Source organism: Martelella mediterranea DSM 17316 (assembly GCF_002043005.1).
GTDB lineage: Bacteria > Pseudomonadota > Alphaproteobacteria > Rhizobiales > Rhizobiaceae > Martelella > Martelella mediterranea.
Genome location: NZ_CP020331.1, coordinates 94,472 through 109,000 on the forward strand (window position 1 = coordinate 94,472; position 14,529 = coordinate 109,000).

Genomic DNA, 14,529 nt, shown 5'->3' on the forward strand with positions numbered 1-14,529 from the left:
CTGTGACGACATGAATGATCAGCCGCGCTATGACGACTATGAGGAGAGTTCGCTGTTTTCCGATGGCAAGGCGCTCCAGCATCCGCCGGAGGGCACCGTCTCGCGCAGCGGCCCGGTCGAGATCGCCGCGCTTCAGACCCGCCCGCCGATGGACCGCGCGCTGCTGGAGCGGGGGAAGGAGCGCTACGCGATCTTCTGCGTACCGTGTCACGATCCCGCCGGCTACGGCAATGGCCGCATCCCCTCGCGCGGCTTTCCCGCCCCGCCGAGCTTCCACTCCGAACGTCTGCGCAACGTCGATCCGCGCCATATCGTCGATGTCATCACCGATGGCTATGGCGTGATGTATTCCTATGCCGGCCGCGTGCCGCCGCGCGACCGCTGGGCGATCGCGGCCTATGTCAAGGCGCTGCAGCTCAGCCAGGATGCGCCGGAGCGGCTGCTATCGGCGGAAGACCGGCAAAAGCTTGCGGAGGCGCGACCATGACCCTCCGACCAACCGCGCCGTTGATCCGTCTGATTGCCGGCCTGCTGCTGCTGGCGGTCGCCGGGTTGCTGATCGCCGACCGGCCGGAACCGGGCGTGGCCGGTCTGCTTGCAGCAAGCGTGTTTGCAACTGCAATCCCGATCGGCGCGGTCTTTCTGCTGCTCGTCATGGCGCTCACCGGCGGACGCTGGCAGCGTGAACTCGCCGGGGGGACGGAAGGCCTCGCCCGACTTGCTCCGATCTTCGTCGTTTTTCTGCCTCTGCTTCTGTTCTCGCCAACACTCTACGGCTGGCACGGGATGGAGCGTGACAGCACGTTCCGCGCTCTGTTTCTCAACGAGTGGTCCTATGCGCTGGTAACGATCGGCCTCCTGCTGGCACTGCTGATCGCGCCCTGGTGCGCCACGCGCTCCCGCGCCACAGCCGCCGTGGCCCTCATCCTATTCGTCATCCTGCAGGGTCTGGCGGTCGGCCTGTGGTTGATGCCGCTCGCGCCGGGTTATTTTTCCTCCGGCTTCGCGCTCTATGTGCTGTCGCTCCAGGTCAATATCGCGCTCTGCCTGCTGGTGCTTTCAGCCCCTGCAGCGCGCACGCCGCTCTCCGGCACGCTGCTGCTGGTCGCCGTGCTGTTCTGGCTCTATTTCGCCTACATCCAGTATTTCGTGTCCTGGAACGTCAATTCCGCCGCAGGGCTCGAATGGTTCACGCCGCGCAGCGCGGGGCTCTGGCGCTATGTCGAATATCTGCTGGCGGCAAGCGGCGTATTGCCAGCCTCCCTCCTGCTCTTGCCCCCGGTTCGGCAATCGCGACGCTGGGTCGTGGCGCTTGCCGCCATCATCCTCGGGGGCAAGGCGGTCGAATGCCTCTGGCTTGCGCTTCCCGGCCGTGGCGGCCTGGCCGTCGCGCTCGTTTCCGGCGCGGGCCTGATGCTCGCCGCTAGTGCCAGCCTTCGCCCGCCACGGGAGGCCCGGCCATGAGCGAGAACAATAACGGCGCAGAGTATGAACAGCGGGATGTCCCCGTCCGCAAGGTCCTTTATGCCGGCGTCCTTCTGGTGGTCTTCGTGGCCGTGTCGCTGGCCTTTGTCGCTTTCCTCACCGGCCTTTTCAGCGTTCCTGACCGGGAACCGGTGCCCGTTCAGACCGCCGAAAGGCCCGTCGCCGGCCCCCGGCTCGAAGTCTATCCCAAGGCCGATCTCGACGCTCTGAACGCAAAGAACCGACGCCTCATAAAAACCTACGGCCGGAGCGAGGACGGCCGCATCCGCATTCCCGTCGATCGCGCCATCGATCTCCTCGCCGACCGAGGCTGGCCGAATGAGACCAATGGAGGTGGCCCATGATCAAGCTCCCCGTCCTGGCGGCGCTGCTCGCGCTGCTCGCCGTTCCCGCACTCGCCGCGCGCGACGCCAATTTCGACCCGTTCGGCGTTGCGGGCATCGACGAGCGGCCCGACGCCGAAATCCCCCTCGACCTGCCCTTCCAGAACGCCGATGGCGAGACGGCAACGCTCGCCGAACTTGCCGACGGAAAGCCGATCGTGCTGGTCCCGGTTCTGCATGACTGCCCGAACATCTGCGGCGTGACGCTGTCGGGCGTCATGCAGGCGATCCGGGCGCAGGAATTTGAGCCGGGCGAGGATTTCACCATGATCGCCTTCGGCATCGATCCGGCCGAAGGGCCGAAAGATGCGCGCGCCGATCTCGCGGTGCTGCAAAAATCCTTCCCGGACATCGACATGACCGGCATCCACGCGACGACCGGCACGAAGGAGAACATCCGCGCGGTCACCGATGCGCTCGGCTATCGCTATGCCTATGACGAGCGCATCAGCCAGTACGCCCATGTGGCCGCCACCGCCTTCCTCACCCGCGACGGCCATCTGAGCCGCTGGATCTATGGCCTGACGCCGCAGCCGACCGACATGAAGCTGGCTCTGACGGAGGCCGGCGAAGGCCGGATCGGCGACTGGGGCGACCAGATTCTGCTGCTCTGCTACCACTATGACCCCGTCACCGGCCGCTACGGCTCGCTGGTGCAATCCATGCTGAGGATCGGCGGTGGGCTGACCGCGCTTGCCGGCGGCGGGCTGATCGCGGTGGCGCTTATGCGCGAACGCCGGAAGCGGAAGGAGGCGGCGGAATGAGCGATTTCATCGCGCTCTGGCCACAATCCGCCTCCGCCTATAGCGGACGGCTCGACCTTTTGATGTGGGTGTTCACGGCACTGGTCGTGGCGCTCTCCGCGCCGGTCTTCATCCTGATCGCCTACTACGCCTGGAAATACCGCGCCGGCCGCAAGGCGGACCGCAGTGACCGGGTCAACCGCAACACCCTGATGGAGATCTCCTGGGCGCTGATCCCCTTCATCCTGATCGTCGCCCTGTTCGTCTGGTCGACGCGGATGTTCTTCACCGTTCATCAGCCGCCGCCGGATGCGATGGAGATCAACGTCGTCGCCAAGCAGTGGATGTGGAAATTCGAGCATGCCGGCGGCCAGCGCGAGATCGACGAGTTGCATGTTCCGGTCGGCGAGCCCGTGCGGCTTTCGATGGCGTCGCAGGACGTGATCCACAGCCTTTACATTCCGGCGTTGCGGCTGAAGCAGGACGTCGTTCCCGGCCGCTATACCTCACTCTGGTTCGAAGCCGACAAGCCCGGCATCTATGCGCTCGCCTGTGCGGAATTTTGCGGGGCGGATCATTCGGAGATGACCGGCCGCTTCATCGTCATGGAAAAGCCCGCCTTCGCGGCCTGGCTGGAACAGGCGGGCACCGATGCATCGCTGGCCGCGGAGGGCGAGAAACTCTTCCGCGACAATGGCTGCAGCGGCTGCCACGGTCCCGCCGCCACCGTGAAGGCGCCCGATCTCGAAGGGCTTTACGGCCGCCCGGTTCCGCTTGCCGACGGCAGGACAGTGACGGCCGATGACCAGTATATCCGCGATAGCATTCTGCTGCCGCAGTCTGAGATCGCCGCCGGCTATCCCGAAATCATGCCGACATACAAGAACGTGCTCAGCGAGGACGAGGTGATGAAACTCGTCGCCTATATCAAGTCGCTCGCCACGCCGGAGGACACGCCGTGACCGCCAACCCGCCAAGCGATCCGAACGCCGGCCACACCATCCGCTCGTGGCTGCTGACCACCGATCACAAGCGCATCGCCGTCCTCTATCTGGTTTCGGTGACGTTCTTCTTCCTGATCGGCGGGGCCGCGGCGGGGCTGGTGCGCGCCGACCTGTTGACGCCCGAAGGCGATCTCCTGACCAATGAGGGCTATAACCGCGCCTTCACGCTGCACGGCGTCATAATGGTCTGGTTCTTCCTGATCCCGTCAATCCCCAATGTCTTCGGCAATTTCCTGATTCCGCTGATGATCGGCGCGCGCGATCTCGCCTTTCCCCGGCTGAACCTGCTGAGCTGGTATGTTTATGTCCTCGGCGGCCTGTTCACGCTGATCGTGCTTCTCGTCGGCGGCGTCGATACCGGCTGGACCTTCTACACGCCGCTGTCATCGATGTTCTCGAACGGCCACGTCGTGCTGGTCGCCGCCGCCGTGTTCATCGTCGGCTTTTCGTCGATCCTGACCGGCCTCAACTTCATCGTCACCATCCACAAGCTGCGCGCGCCCGGCATGGGCTGGGGGCGGATGCCGCTATTCGTCTGGTCGCACTACGCCACCTCCATCATCCTGGTGCTGGCGACGCCGGTGCTGTCGATCACGCTGGTGCTGATTGCGGCCGAACGGCTGTTCGGCCTCGGCATCTTCGATCCGGCGAGCGGCGGCGATCCGCTGCTGTTCCAGCATCTGTTCTGGTTCTACAGCCACCCGGCGGTCTACATCATGGTGCTGCCGGCACTTGGCGTGATCAGCGAACTTGTGGCGGCGGCCGCCCGCAAGCCGGTCTTCGGCTACAGTTTCGTCGCCGGCTCGTCGATCGCGATCGCGATCATCGGCTTCTTCGTCTGGGGCCACCACATGTTCGTCTCCGGCCAGTCTATGTATGCGAGCGCGGTATTCTCGTTTCTCAGCCTCGCCGTCGCGGTTCCCTCCGGCATCAAGGTCTACAACTGGACGGCGACGCTCTACAAAGGCAATATCCTGCTCGATCCGCCCTTCCTGTTCGCCATGTCCTTCATCGGGCTCTTCGTCGTCGGCGGGCTGACGGGGATCGCGCTGGCGATGCTCTCCATCGACGTGCATGTCCACGATACCTATTTCGTCGTCGCCCATTTCCACTACATCATGGTCGGCGGTACGATCTCGGCCTATTTCGGCGCGCTGCATTTCTGGTGGCCGAAAATGTTCGGGCGGATGTATCCGCTCACCTGGGGGCGGATCACCGCCGCCACGATCTTCTTCGGCTTCAACCTGACCTTTTTTCCGCAGTTCATCCTCGGCTTCCTCGGCATGCCGCGGCGCTACCACGTCTATGCGCCGGAGTTCCAGACGCTGCACGTGCTCTCGTCCGCGGGCTCCACCCTTCTCGGCTTCGCCTACCTGCTGCCCTTCGTTTATCTCGGCTATTCGCTCGTGGCCGGCAAGCGCGCGAGCGCCAATCCATGGGGGGCGAGGGGCCTTGAATGGACGGTGCCATCGCCGCCGCCGAAGCATAATTTCGTCGAGATACCTACCGTCACCGGCAGGCCTTACGATTACCCAATCGACAAGGAGGACAGCCGATGAGCCAAGACCTGCCGCGCCTGAAGGAGCCCTACAGCACGCGTGGGCAGCAGCGCGAGGCCGATATGCTCGGCGTCTATCTGTTTCTCGCAAGCGAGATCATGCTGTTCGGCGGCCTGTTCGCCGTGATCTTCGTCGCCCACTACCTGCACCCGGAAGAATTCATCGCCGCGTCGAAGAAGATGCACGTGGCGATCGGCGCCGCCAACACGATGATCCTGCTGACATCGAGCGCACTGGTGGCAATCGCGGTGAAGGCGGCGCGCTCCGGCCATGCCCGGCCGGTCTCGCTCTGCCTCGCGCTTTCGGCACTGCTCGGCGTCGCCTTCCTCGGCCTGAAGGCCTATGAATACTGGAGCGAATATCAGGAGGGCCTGCTACCCCTACCGGGCCTCCACACCGATTTCGCCTCGCCAGGCGAGCACCTGTTCATGAACATCTACCTCGTCGCGACCTCGCTCCACGCGCTGCATCTGACCATCGGTATCGCGGTGCTCGGCCTGTTCGCCTGGCTCGTCCATTCCCGGCGAGTGAAGCTTCCGGCGGGCGCGACGGCCACCGAGACGGCGGCCACCTACTGGCATCTGGTCGACATCATCTGGATCTTCCTGTTTCCCGTCCTCTATCTCGCGCGGTGATCGTTATGCGCCAATATCTGCAGACCTCCGTCATCTGGCTGCTCCTCGCCCTCCTGCTGGGCCTCACGGTGCTGGCAAGCCATGTGTTCACCGGCCCCGTCAGCCTGTTCGCAGGCCTGATCATCGCGTCGATGAAGGCGGGCCTGGTCCTCTGGTTCTTCATGGGCATGCGGCACGAAACGCCGATGGTCCGCCTGTTCGGCACGGGCGCCCTGTTCTGGCTCGCCGCGCTGCTGCTGCTCACATTCGTCGATTATCTTTCACGGGGCGCGGTGTGAGCGGAAGCGGTCGCACGAAACAATAAGGCCCGCGAGCTATTAACACGGTGAACAGCTTTAACCGAAAATGTCTCGGCCCGCGAACACAGAAAGGAACCGAAGGTATGCCCGTCTGGATCCATATTCTCTCCATTCTCTCGCTAATCGTCGCGCTTGCCTGCGCCTTCGTCATCGCGCTCGACCTGAAACGGAATCCGCAACACATGTGGATCATGAACCTCGTCTGGCCGCTGGTGGCGCTGTTCGGCTCGGTGGCCGCGCTCTGGGCCTATTTTCGCTATGGCCGGCTGGCGACGGCTGAGGCGCACCACGAAGCGATGCAGCAGGACCGCAATCCGCCGAGCCAGACCGAGACGCCGTTTGCCGTCATGGTCGGCAAGGGTGCGGCCCATTGCGGCAGCGGCTGCGCGCTGGGCGACCTGATCGCCGAATGGCTGGCCTTCTTCGTACCGGCGGTGGCCGTATGGTTCGGCTGGCAGACGATCTTTGCTGAGAAGATGTTCGCGGTCTGGGTGCTGGACTATATCTTCGCCTTCTCGCTCGGCGTCGTCTTCCAGTATTTCACGATCAAGCCGATGCGCGGCCTGTCTGTGGGGCAAGGCATCCTCCAGGCAATCAAGGCCGATTTCCTGTCGCTGACGGCCTGGCAGATCGGCATGTATGGCTTCATGGCCTTCGCCCAGTTCTTCCTCTTCCGCCACCTTCTCGGCATCAGGCTGGAGGTCGCGACGGTCGAATTCTGGTTCATGATGCAGATCGCCATGTGGGCTGGCTTCGCCACCGCCTGTCCGGTCAACTGGTGGCTGCTGTCGAGCGGCATCAAGGAGAAGATGTGATTGTCAGGCCTGAACCTTTTTGCACGATTCCGGCGCGCACGCTATGAACGGTGCATGACCCGGAAGAATCCCCGGTTTGTTCATCACGATGCACGACAGGAACCCGCATGACGCTCACGCCCAAAACCTTCCTGACTGTCGGCGTGAGCGCCTCGGCCCGCAACATTGGCGCGGTGGAGCGCTTCCTCCGGGGATTGCCTTCTGACCACGACATGACCTTTGTGCTCGTGGTCGGCGGCCACGGGGACGCCGGGGACCTTGCCGCGACCCTTGGCGAGATGACCCCGATGCGGGTGATGAACGCGGCGGACGGCCAGCGGCTGGAAAAGCGCACGGTCTATATCGCCGCCGAGGACGGCGCGCTTTCCATAAAAAATGGTACGTTTTATCTTTCACCGCCTTCGGAAACCTCCGACCTGCGTCCCGCCGATACGCTGCTGAGCGCGCTCGCCAAGGACCAGGGCGATCATGCCGCCGCGGTCATCCTCGCGATCCCGGATGGCATGCTCGGCGCTAAGGCGATCAAGGAACAGGGCGGCCTCACGCTCGCCCAGGCGAGCGACACGGCCTCCGCGGAATCCGGTTTCTTCCACAATGCGCTGCGCGAAAGCGTGATCGACATCACGGAAGATGCCGAGCGCATGGGCCAGCGGCTTGCCGACTACGCCCGTGGCTTCCTCCTGCTCGCCGATCTGGAACGTGACGACGACCACGTCGACCGCATTCTCGATGCCGCCCGCCTGTCGATATGCGCGGTCCTGAAGGACCATACCGGACACGATTTTTCCGGCTACAAGACCAAGACCTTCCTGCGCCGGGTCCGCCGCCGCATGCAGTTGAAGAACATCGAAAAGATCGAGGACTATCTCGACCTGTTCGAGAAGGACGAGGCAGAGGTCGACGCCTTCTACCGCGACCTGCTGATCAATGTCACAAGCTTCTTCCGTGATGCCAGGGCGTTTGAAATCCTTGCCGGCGACATCCTGCCGCGGATCTTCAAGAACAAGCGGGCAACAGACAGCGTCCGCATCTGGGTGCCCGGTTGCGCCACCGGCGAGGAGGTCTATTCGATCGCCATTCTGGTGCGGGAATATCTCAACGCGCATGACGGGCCGAAGCCCCGCGTCCAGATCTTCGCGACCGACATCGACGAGGACGCGCTGACGGTCGCGCGGGCCGGCCGCTATCCGGACATCCTGCTGGAGGGCGTGTCGGCGGAACGGCGACGCCGGTTCTTCACCCGCGAAGGCGCTGCCTATGTGGTCAAGAGCGATATCCGCGAACTCTGCATCTTCTCGCCGCACAGCGTCATTCAGGATCCGCCCTATTCCCGCATGGAGCTTGTGTCCTGCCGCAACCTGCTGATCTATTTCGGCCCCGAACTCCAGAACCGGGTGATCCCGACCTTCCATTACGCGCTCAAGCCCACCGGCTATCTGTTCCTTGGCACATCGGAAAGCATCGGCCGCCACACCGATCTGTTCACGCCGGTCGACAAGCGCAACCGCATCTATCAGGCAAGCCCCTACGCCAACCCGACCAGCCATCTGCGCCATTTCTTCGGGGATGGGCCCGCCGTGACGCGCAATGGCGGCGGGCGCAACGAAGGTCAGCGCTCGTCGAGTTTCGCGCTGACAACGAATGTTGAAAAGCAGGTGCTCGAACACTTCTCGCCGCCCCATGTCGTGACCGACAAGGACGGCGACATCGTCTATTATTCCGCGCGCACCGGTCAGTTTCTCGAAGCCCAGCAGGGCCTGCCCAACCGTCAGTTGCTGGCGATGGCGAAATACGGTCTGCGGCTTGAATTGCGATCCGCCTTCGCCGAGGCGGTGACGCGCGGCGAGAGGGTGGTTCACGACAACATCGCGTTTGAGCAGGCCGGCGAACGCACGCAACTGGTGCGCATCACCGTTGAGCCTCTGCGGCACGGAAAGGACGACGCCAATCCGCTCTATCTCGTGCTGTTCGAGAAAACCGGCGCGAAGCCCGAGCCCGCCGACCGGCAAACGCCGCCGCCTGGCACCGACGCGATCGCGAGCCTGGAACGAGAACTCCAGGAAACACGCGAGCGCATGCACTCGACCATCGAGGAATATGAAACCGCGCTTGAGGAATTGAAATCCTCCTACGAAGAACTGATGTCGGTGAACGAGGAGGCGCAATCGACCAACGAGGAGCTTGAAGCCTCCAAGGAGGAAATGCAGTCGCTCAACGAGGAACTGGGTACGATCAATGCGGAGCTCAACTCCAAGATCGAGGAGCTCGGCCGGGTCAACAATGACCTGAAACACCTGTTCGCCAGCACCGAGATTGCGACGATCTTCCTTGACCGAAAGCTCGTCGTGCGCATCTTCACCCCGGCGGCGAGCGGCCACTTCAACCTCAGAAGCCATGACGTAGGTCGCCCTCTGACCGAACTCTCGAGCACACTTGATTATCCCGATCTGGCAGAGGACCTCGAAACCGTTCTCAACACGGACACCGGGCTGGAGAAACATGTCCAACAGGAGGGCGGCTCACGGACCTATATGGCGCGCATCCTGCCCTACCGCACCGCCGACGGCAAAACCGACGGGGCGGTGTTCACGCTCACCGACATCACCAATCTCAAGGAAGCGGAAGAGCATCAGAAGGTTCTGATCTCCGAGCTCAATCACCGGGTCAAGAACATGCTGGCCGTGGTCGCCGCCGTGGCCGACCAGATGCTCGATTCCTCCTCATCCGTGGAGCAGTACCACGGCGCGCTGGTCGGGCGGCTCAACGCCATGTCGCGCGCCTATGTGCTGCTGTCGCGCGAGCAGTGGCGCCAGACCTCGATCCGCCAAATCCTGACCGCTGGCCTTGAACCCTTCAGCCTCCCGCGCATCACCCTTGACGGGCCGGAGCTGAAGGTCGCACCGGAAAGCAGCCTGGCGCTCGGCATGGTGGTCCATGAGCTGGCGACCAATGCCGCCAAATATGGCGCGCTCAGCACCAGCGGCGGCAAGGTGGAGGTCACCTGGCTCGTCAGCGACGGTCATTTCCAGATGAACTGGCAGGAAAAATGCGAGACGCCGATCGAGGCGCCCGAACGCAGCGGCTTCGGCAGCAGCCTCATCAAGGGAGAGATCTCGTATCGCCTCGGCGGCACGTTCGAAACCGAGTACGCGGCTTCCGGGCTGATCGCGACGATCAGCATTCCCTTCGAAAAGCTGAATGCCGCCGAGGAATAGGGCTTCCGGGCCGATCTCGCAGGCAGGGGTATCTTTTGCCGGTTGAAGCGCCTATGCTCCTGGCCAAGGTTGCAACGTCTATCAATGCCGGACAAGCACTTGCGAAACCCGCAAGCATGCATCCAAGAAAACAGCGACCGTTCCCGCGCGTGCTGTTCAGGAAGCCGGCCACTCCAGCGTGATACCTGCTTTTCAGGAAAGCTCAGTCGCGAATGCGCTGGTCACCCGTTCTTCGGTTGGAGGCCTTGCGTCGTGCATACTGACATGTTCACAGAATTGGAGTTTTCAGATGCAACTCTTACCGGAAACCTCTTCCAGCAGATTACAGGATCCGGACGAAAACAGCTTGCAGGGGAACCTGGACAGGCTGCGCGGATCACGGATCCTGATCGTCGAGGACGAATATCTGATCGCCCGAAACCTTGCCCGCACCTTCGAAAAGATCGGCGCCCAAGTGCTGGGGCCTGTCGCTTCGATTTCCCAGGCCATTCCCCATCTCGGCCGGGCCGACGCCGCCGTCCTGGATATCGATCTCGACGGCACGCCGGTATTTCCGCTGGCCGATATTCTTTATCAGAACCACACGCCTTTCGTATTCTTCTCCGGATGTGCGGAAATCATCATTCCCGATCGTTTTCGCTTCATCAATACACTGCCGAAGCCGAACGGCATTCGCGAAGTCATCGCCTCACTGATCGCGACCTATGACCGATCTGCGTCAGTCGTCGCCGAGGGCGATGGAGAAGACGTGATAACGCTGATGCCGAGCCTGAGGCTTGCGGCCCGGCTGCTTGTCGCCGATGATGCTGCGGCCGACAGGCTTGTGGAGCGAACCTTCGAATACGCAATCGCCCATGTCGATGAAAGACCTGCCGGCATGTCCCGGCTTGAATGGCTGCTCTCGACGCTTGAGGATCTTCGTCTTCTCGAGGGGCGAACCATTCTCAACTGAGCTTCTGGCCGTCGTCCTCAACGCGCCGATCATGACCATCGCTCCCCGATATGTTTCCGACCGGCTTTCACGGAATTCATGGAACAAAATCGTCGCCGACGCGATTTGGGGGACGTGTTGAACGGAGGTCGAAGTCATGACATCGCAGGCTATCCACGCAACGCCGGATCACCGCACGGTCGTGTTCAGAACGGCGAACGACGCTACCGTCACGGTCACCTTCCCGCAACCGGTTGAACATCCCGAAAGTTCCGCTCTGTCCGTGATCAAGGAGCTTGCCGACTGCCTTGCCGCCCGCAAAGACGATGCAAGACTGGAGAGCGAACTCGAAGAGGGGCTGGAAGACAGTTTCCCGGCCAGTGATCCAGTTTCCGCGAGCATCACCACGACGCTTCCAAAAGGCCAGACGGACAGGAACTGATTTGCGCTCATTGCCAGGAACATTTGCCCGGACGCCCGGTTAGGAGCGGGTCAACACGCCAATAAGGGAGAAACATCCATGGCTGAGAAGACACTCAACGACCTGTTCTACGAAACGCTTCGCGACATCTACTACGCCGAGCGAAAAATCGTGAAAGCCCTGCCGCGCATGGCCCATGCCGCAAACGAGGACAAGCTGAAACAGGCCTTCGACCACCACCGCGAGGAGACCGAGGACCACATCAGCCGCCTCGAGGACATTTTCGAAATTCTCGGGAAGCCGGCGCGCGGACGCACCTGCGACGCGATCAACGGCATTCTCGATGAAGGCGATGAGGTGATGCAGCTGTTCAAGGGCACCGCGGCTCTGGACGCCGGTCTGGTCGCGGCGGCCCAGGCGGTCGAACATTACGAAATCGCCCGCTACGGCACGCTCAGGACCTGGGCCAAGCGCCTTGGCCATGACGATGTGCGAGCGCTGCTGGAACAGACGCTTTCGGAAGAGGGCAATGCCGACAGCAAGCTCACCGAGATCACCGAAACGGCAGCCAATGCCGAGGCGGAAAAGAAGGCCGCCTAGAGCACTGCTGGGGAGAGTAGGTGCGTTACTGCGAATCCCGCCGCTTGCGAGCGGCGGGCTTTATCGTCGACGGTTGATCTCAGCAACAGCGCTGGTTGAATCGGGCCTCAGGAAAACTTGCTACTGCAGCTCGCCGAGTTCTTCGAGAAGCAGCTGACGCGCGCGGTTTACCCGGCTTTTCACGGTTCCGATCGCGCAGTCGCAGATCTCCGCGGCGTCGCTATAGCTCTCGCCGAGCACCATCACCAGGACGAACATTTCGCGGTAATGCGGGGGAATGCGCGACAGCGCATCCAGCAGCTCCTGCCCCCTGACCGACCAGTCCTGCGTCGCGTCATTCTGCGGCAGACTGGCGACGCAATCTTTCTCCCCGGGCGCCTCGCGGTTCCTCACCTTGATCTGGGTGTAGAAGGTATTGCGCATGATTGTGAACAGCCAGGATTTTAACCTCGTTCCCGGCGTGAACTTGTCGAGGTTGGCGATACCCTTCAGCATCGTTTCCTGAACCAGATCGTCGGCGTCATTGGGATTGCGGCAGAATGTTCGGGCGAACGCCCGGAGCGCCGGGATGAGGTCCACAATATCCTGACGTTGCCGGCTCCTCAGTCTCACTTCATGTTGATTCATCGTGGACTCCGTCTTGATTTGGTCCTTCTCAACATAACGAAGCCGGTGGGGCCGCGGTTCCTCTCTTTCCGTCCAAACCGGCGATAGTCGCACGGCGCAAAAACGGCCCTCGGAGTGAAACGGCGGCGAGCGCCGCCAAACCATGTCACCCGCCTCGGGCCGTGTTCTGCCATAATCCGGCCCGCAAAATTCCTGGAACAACATCCGGCCAGCCCGGTTCTGCGGCACGTCCGTTGAGAGAAAGGAAACAGATGACCCTAACCTTCCGTCACTATTCAAAGGAAGCCGCCACTCCCGACACCGTCCTCCTCAGGGTCGTCCAGCGCGGCGACCGCGCCATCGGCTTTGTGGATTCCATCGATTTCGGCAATGAGGACACGCCCTTTTATCCGACCGAGGAGATGTCGATGCCAGAGGCGATCCGGCTTGCCGAGAACCGGAACGACACCGGCGGACCCATCATGGTGAAGCTGGAGGAAGACGCAGAATGGGATCCGCGATGGGGCAAGCTGGAATGAGCGGACTGCCAAAGCCACCGATCCTCGAGGACCAGACCCTTGCACTTCTGCGCGAAGGTTACCTCTTCCTGCCGCGCCGTCTTGCGACGCGGACACCGCCGATCTGGCGCACACGGCTGATGCTGCGCGACGTCGTTTGCGTTTCCGGTCCCGAAGCCGCCGAATTATTCTATACCGGCGATACGGTGACCCGGCGCGGCGCGATGCCCGGCACGACGCTGCGCCTGCTGCAGGACAAGCACAGCGTCCAGCAACTCGACGGAGAGGCGCACCGCCATCGCAAGGCGATGTTCGTGCGCATGCTGGTCAGTCATTCATCGAACGTCGACGATCTGGTGACCCGCTTCGAGGACGCCTGGCTGCGCAGGCTTGCGGCATGGGAAAGGCGAGGGCGGATATCGCTCGCCGCCGCCGCCGAAACTACGCTCGCGGAAGCGGCCCTGTCATGGGCCGGTCTGCCGGCGAACCAGCAATCGGTAGAGCGTGATGCACCCGTGCTTGCGGGCATGGTGGAAAACGCAGGCCGCTTCCGTCCGGCAACGGTCACCGCCCTTTTGCGTCGCCGCCGGATGGAAAGGCGCTTGCAGGCCGAGATCAGGGCGGTCCGCTCCGGCAGCCGCAAGGTTCGCGAAGGCGCGCCGATCGCGGAGATTGCCGGCTATCGCGATGCCGACGGCCGTCCGCTTCCTGCCTCCGTTGCGGCGGTCGAAATGCTGAACCTGTTGAGGCCGATCGTGGCGGTTGGCCGCTATATTACCTTTGCCGCGGCGATGCTGCACCAAAAGCCCGCCTGGCGCGAGCGTTTCGCCGATGGCAGCCGCGAGGGCCTCATCCAGTTTACCGAGGAGGTGCGCCGCTATGCGCCCTTCTTCCCCTTCGTCGGCGGCATACTGATGCGTGACGCCGAGTGCTACGGTTACCGCCTGCAGAAAGGTCAGTGGCTGTTGTTCGATCTCTACGGAACTTGCCACGATCCGCGCTGGTTCACGGAACCGGACGCGTTCCGTCCCGAGCGGGACCTTTCCTGGCAGAAGGACAGGAAACGCTTCGTTCCGCAGGGCGGAGGCGAAACGGCGCAGTCGCACCGCTGCCCCGGCGAGAAAGCGACCGTCGCGCTGATTGCAGAGGCAGTGCGGCTGCTGACATACCATATGGTCTTCGACGTGCCGGAGCAGGAACTGGATGTGCCACTGGGGACCGTGCCGACCGGACCTGCAAGCGGCTTTATCCTTGAGAATGTGCGAAAACGCTGAGAAGCGTCGTGCTGGCGTCGGCCGGCCACAAGCGTTTACGG

At 62.7% G+C, this 14,529-nt stretch carries 16 protein-coding genes; 15 read left to right on the forward strand and 1 reads right to left on the reverse strand.

Features of this window, described 5'->3' with window-relative positions; genetic code table 11:
- Nucleotides 1-10: 10 nt before the first annotated feature.
- The 13 genes from Mame_RS22175 to Mame_RS22235 all read left to right on the forward strand — a co-directional run bounded on the left by Mame_RS22175 (nucleotide 11) and on the right by Mame_RS22235 (nucleotide 12,090).
- Nucleotides 11-487, forward strand: a complete 477-nt coding sequence (locus tag Mame_RS22175; RefSeq protein WP_051085162.1) for a c-type cytochrome — start codon at nucleotides 11-13, stop codon at nucleotides 485-487.
- Nucleotides 484-1,464: a hypothetical protein gene (locus Mame_RS22180; RefSeq protein WP_018066875.1), complete on the forward strand. Its 981-nt coding sequence runs from the start codon at nucleotides 484-486 to the stop codon at nucleotides 1,462-1,464. The genes Mame_RS22175 and Mame_RS22180 overlap by 4 nt, the downstream gene beginning before the upstream one ends.
- Nucleotides 1,461-1,829 (forward strand): hypothetical protein, encoded by a 369-nt coding sequence (locus tag Mame_RS22185; protein WP_018066876.1) that lies wholly within the window; start codon nucleotides 1,461-1,463, stop codon nucleotides 1,827-1,829. The genes Mame_RS22180 and Mame_RS22185 overlap by 4 nt, the downstream gene beginning before the upstream one ends.
- Complete coding sequence (locus tag Mame_RS22190; RefSeq protein ID WP_018066877.1) at nucleotides 1,826-2,632, forward strand: SCO family protein; 807 nt, start codon at nucleotides 1,826-1,828, stop codon at nucleotides 2,630-2,632. Before Mame_RS22185 ends, Mame_RS22190 begins: the two co-directional genes overlap by 4 nt.
- Nucleotides 2,629-3,573 carry a cytochrome c oxidase subunit II gene (coxB, locus tag Mame_RS22195; protein WP_018066878.1) on the forward strand — a complete coding sequence of 315 codons (945 nt, stop codon included), beginning with the start codon at nucleotides 2,629-2,631 and terminating at the stop codon, nucleotides 3,571-3,573. The genes Mame_RS22190 and coxB overlap by 4 nt, the downstream gene beginning before the upstream one ends.
- A complete protein-coding gene (ctaD, locus tag Mame_RS22200) occupies nucleotides 3,570-5,174 on the forward strand; it encodes a cytochrome c oxidase subunit I (RefSeq protein WP_018066879.1) in 1,605 nt (534 codons plus the stop codon). The genes coxB and ctaD overlap by 4 nt, the downstream gene beginning before the upstream one ends.
- A complete protein-coding gene (locus Mame_RS22205) occupies nucleotides 5,171-5,809 on the forward strand; it encodes a cytochrome c oxidase subunit 3 (protein ID WP_018066880.1) in 639 nt (212 codons plus the stop codon). Before ctaD ends, Mame_RS22205 begins: the two co-directional genes overlap by 4 nt.
- A gap of 5 nt (nucleotides 5,810-5,814) precedes the next feature.
- A complete protein-coding gene (locus tag Mame_RS22210) occupies nucleotides 5,815-6,087 on the forward strand; it encodes a cytochrome C oxidase subunit IV family protein (protein WP_018066881.1) in 273 nt (90 codons plus the stop codon).
- Nucleotides 6,088-6,191: 104 nt separating this feature from the next.
- The gene (locus Mame_RS22215) at nucleotides 6,192-6,923 is read left to right on the forward strand and encodes a DUF4396 domain-containing protein (protein WP_018066882.1); all 732 of its coding nucleotides are present in this window, start codon (nucleotides 6,192-6,194) and stop codon (nucleotides 6,921-6,923) included.
- A gap of 107 nt (nucleotides 6,924-7,030) precedes the next feature.
- On the forward strand, nucleotides 7,031-10,138 hold the full coding sequence (locus Mame_RS22220) for a CheR family methyltransferase (RefSeq protein ID WP_018066883.1): 3,108 nt from the start codon (nucleotides 7,031-7,033) through the stop codon (nucleotides 10,136-10,138).
- A 346-nt stretch (nucleotides 10,139-10,484) separates the two neighbouring features.
- On the forward strand, nucleotides 10,485-11,090 hold the full coding sequence (locus Mame_RS22225; protein WP_018066884.1) for a response regulator: 606 nt from the start codon (nucleotides 10,485-10,487) through the stop codon (nucleotides 11,088-11,090).
- A gap of 136 nt (nucleotides 11,091-11,226) precedes the next feature.
- A complete protein-coding gene (locus Mame_RS22230; RefSeq protein WP_018066885.1) occupies nucleotides 11,227-11,511 on the forward strand; it encodes a hypothetical protein in 285 nt (94 codons plus the stop codon).
- A gap of 78 nt (nucleotides 11,512-11,589) precedes the next feature.
- The gene (locus Mame_RS22235; protein ID WP_018066886.1) at nucleotides 11,590-12,090 is read left to right on the forward strand and encodes a YciE/YciF ferroxidase family protein; all 501 of its coding nucleotides are present in this window, start codon (nucleotides 11,590-11,592) and stop codon (nucleotides 12,088-12,090) included.
- A 120-nt stretch (nucleotides 12,091-12,210) separates the two neighbouring features.
- Here Mame_RS22235 and Mame_RS22240 read toward each other — a convergent pair whose 3' ends face one another.
- Nucleotides 12,211-12,717 carry a sigma-70 family RNA polymerase sigma factor gene (locus tag Mame_RS22240; RefSeq protein WP_079921022.1) on the reverse strand — a complete coding sequence of 169 codons (507 nt, stop codon included), beginning with the start codon at nucleotides 12,715-12,717 and terminating at the stop codon, nucleotides 12,211-12,213.
- Nucleotides 12,718-12,968: 251 nt separating this feature from the next.
- Here Mame_RS22240 and Mame_RS22245 point away from each other — a divergent pair, with 251 nt between their 5' ends.
- Together Mame_RS22245 and Mame_RS22250 are read left to right on the forward strand one after the other, a co-directional pair.
- Nucleotides 12,969-13,235 carry a hypothetical protein gene (locus Mame_RS22245; RefSeq protein WP_018066888.1) on the forward strand — a complete coding sequence of 89 codons (267 nt, stop codon included), beginning with the start codon at nucleotides 12,969-12,971 and terminating at the stop codon, nucleotides 13,233-13,235.
- On the forward strand, nucleotides 13,232-14,488 hold the full coding sequence (locus tag Mame_RS22250; RefSeq protein ID WP_018066889.1) for a cytochrome P450: 1,257 nt from the start codon (nucleotides 13,232-13,234) through the stop codon (nucleotides 14,486-14,488). The genes Mame_RS22245 and Mame_RS22250 overlap by 4 nt, the downstream gene beginning before the upstream one ends.
- The last annotated feature ends 41 nt before the right edge of the window (nucleotides 14,489-14,529 follow it).